Origin of the sequence: Methylobacterium sp. WL103 (assembly GCF_008039885.1) — a bacterium.
Lineage (GTDB): Bacteria > Pseudomonadota > Alphaproteobacteria > Rhizobiales > Beijerinckiaceae > Methylobacterium > Methylobacterium cerastii.
The window spans coordinates 1-2,023 of sequence record NZ_VRUX01000694.1 but is presented as its reverse complement, the minus strand read 5'-3'; the positions used below and the strand labels follow the sequence as shown (position 1 = coordinate 2,023).

Annotated in this window: 3 protein-coding genes and 1 pseudogene; 1 reads left to right on the top strand and 3 read right to left on the bottom strand. The window is 70.2% G+C overall.

Translation table 11 applies throughout. The features are described 5' to 3' along the window. From FV222_RS24330 to FV222_RS30085, 3 genes and pseudogenes are all read right to left on the bottom strand, one after another. Nucleotides 1-234 (bottom strand): annotated as a pseudogene (locus FV222_RS24330) (SAM-dependent methyltransferase); the annotation flags it as partial. Between the two features lie 11 nt (nt 235-245). Further along, nucleotides 246-1,031, bottom strand: a complete 786-nt coding sequence (gene gntA / locus FV222_RS24325) for a guanitoxin biosynthesis heme-dependent pre-guanitoxin N-hydroxylase GntA (RefSeq protein WP_147815847.1) — start codon at nt 1,029-1,031, stop codon at nt 246-248. Between the two features lie 255 nt (nt 1,032-1,286). Continuing rightward, nucleotides 1,287-1,649: a hypothetical protein gene (locus FV222_RS30085; protein ID WP_246685640.1), complete on the bottom strand. Its 363-nt coding sequence runs from the start codon at nt 1,647-1,649 to the stop codon at nt 1,287-1,289. Here FV222_RS30085 and FV222_RS24320 point away from each other — a divergent pair. Then, nucleotides 1,546-2,023: oligopeptide transporter, OPT family (locus FV222_RS24320; protein WP_246685639.1), on the top strand; the 478-nt coding region annotated here is incomplete at its 3' end. The genes FV222_RS30085 and FV222_RS24320 overlap by 104 nt on opposite strands.

Below are 2,023 nucleotides of genomic sequence, written 5' to 3'. Positions count from 1 at the left end.
GGCCAGCACGCCGGCCTCGCGCATCGCCGCGAACAGGTCCGGCGGCAGCAGGTCCTCGACGAAGGGCCGGCTCCAGCCGAACACGTCGCGCAAGCTGCGCGCCCGCGCGTTGCGGGGGCGGGCGTTGACGCGGGCATGGGTGGCGGGTGTCACGGTGGTGAAGGCATAGCCGGTGGCGCGCAAACGCTCGACAAGGGCGACGAGGGCGGGGTTCGCATCGAAGCGGTCGCTCATGAAAGGGTCGCTCATGGCGTCCGGTCCGCGGCGGATGGCGATCGCCTAGTGGCGGGGGGCACCCGGAACGCCCCGCCGCGCAGGTCCGCCGCGATCGGCCCGGCCTCGCGCCGAAGCTCCACCGCACGGTGCTGGAACGGGCACGCCCAGTCGTCGGGCACTTGGCGCCCGCTGTATTGCGGCGCCTCCGAGCGCTCGCCGTGGCGGGTCAGCATCGGGTTGACCGAGCCCGCCCACGACACGTCGCGCGCTTGGATGGTCTCGCGCATCCGCTCGTAGCGCCCCTCCGCCCGCAGCCGCTCGAACTGGTCGTGCAGGTTGAACACCAGGGCCGGCGCCGCGAAGAGGCGCGCCTTCCGGCTCGCCCCGGGATGCAGGCCCACCACGAAGAACGCCTCGCCCGCAAAGCTGAGGGAGAAATGCGCGTCCTGCGGGTCGGGGGCGACGCGCGCGTCGTAGGCGTGGCCGAGGCGGCTGTCCTGATCCGACAGCGCCTGGAGCCGGTCCCACATCCGGGCCTCGAAGCCTTCTTCCGACAGGCCGCCAGGGCGATCGAAGATCACGACGAGGCTCTGGAACAGCTCCGGTCGCGCCCGGTAGCGGCAGACGAAGGCCATCAGGGCGGCGTGCATCCGGGCGTCGTCGTCGGCCGCGCCGATGTCACGCCCGATGACGAAGCGGATCTGCCCGCGCGCCAGGGCGGCCTTGGCGCCGACGCAGGGGAAGGACGGGTTCTGGATGAGGTCGCGGAAGCGCTCGGCCAGGGGATGGCCGGCATCGTCCCTCGGGAAGCCGATGTCGCTCGGAAGGTCGATACCTCTTGGGAGATCGATGTCTTTTGGGAAATCCATACGCACCTGTCACGATCGCGCCCGGGCGCGCCGCCTCCTGCGAGGCGGCTGCGTTGAATCCGTGCCGTTGAGGTCGGAGGCCGGCGGTTCGAAGCACCCATCGGGGGCTCGCCGTCGGCCTGCCGTGGAAACCTCGCCTCGAATGGCTTGTTCCGAAGACGTTTTCGCGAAGAACGAAGTTTAACGCAGGTTATGGTCGCTTCAGCTTTGGCGATCGATTGAATAACCGCGTTCCTCGGCGAGCCGCCTTTCGTCCGCCGCACTCCTGGCGATCATCGCGGACGGGCTCTTCGCGGCCAGCGCGGAGCCGGTGAGACGGCAAAGCGTCGCGGACGGGAAAGCCGGCGCCCGTGGCAGGGTTTTCGCCGAAGACGATGCGTCGATGTCGCGCAGGACGGCCGGGACCGAGGGCACGATGGACGCGCGAAACCAGATCACCCGAGCGTCGGGCCAAGCGCCTTTGGAAGCGACGGCTTCGGAAGCGGGATCGTCGGACGCGCCCCGTCCGCGCGAGATCACCCTGCGCGGGATCGTGCTCGGCGCCGCGATCACGGTCGTCTTCATCGCGGCCAACGTCTACATGGGCCTGAAGACGGGCATGACCTTCTCGTCGTCGATCCCGGCGGCGATGATCTCGATGGGATGCCTGCGCCTGCTCGGCGGCTCGAACATCCTCGAGAACAACATCGTGCAGACGCAGGCCTCCGCCGCGGGCACCCTGTGCAACGTCATCCTGATCCTGCCCGGCCTCGTACTGATCGGGCACTGGCACGGCTTTCCGTTCTGGCAGACGAGCGCGGTCTGCGGCCTCGGCGGGCTGCTGGGCGTCGCCTTCTCGATTCCTCTGCGGCGCGCGCTGGTGACGAGCGCGGGCCTGCCCTACCCGGAGGGCGTCGCCGCCGCCGAGGTGCTGCGCACCGGCGAAGGCGAAGCCGGCG

What these genes read in the sequence shown, in the direction of transcription:
- FV222_RS30085 (WP_246685640.1), bottom strand. Translation starts at nt 1,649, where the DNA reads ATGAAGACGACCGTGATCGCGGCGCCGAGCACGATCCCGCGCAGGGTG.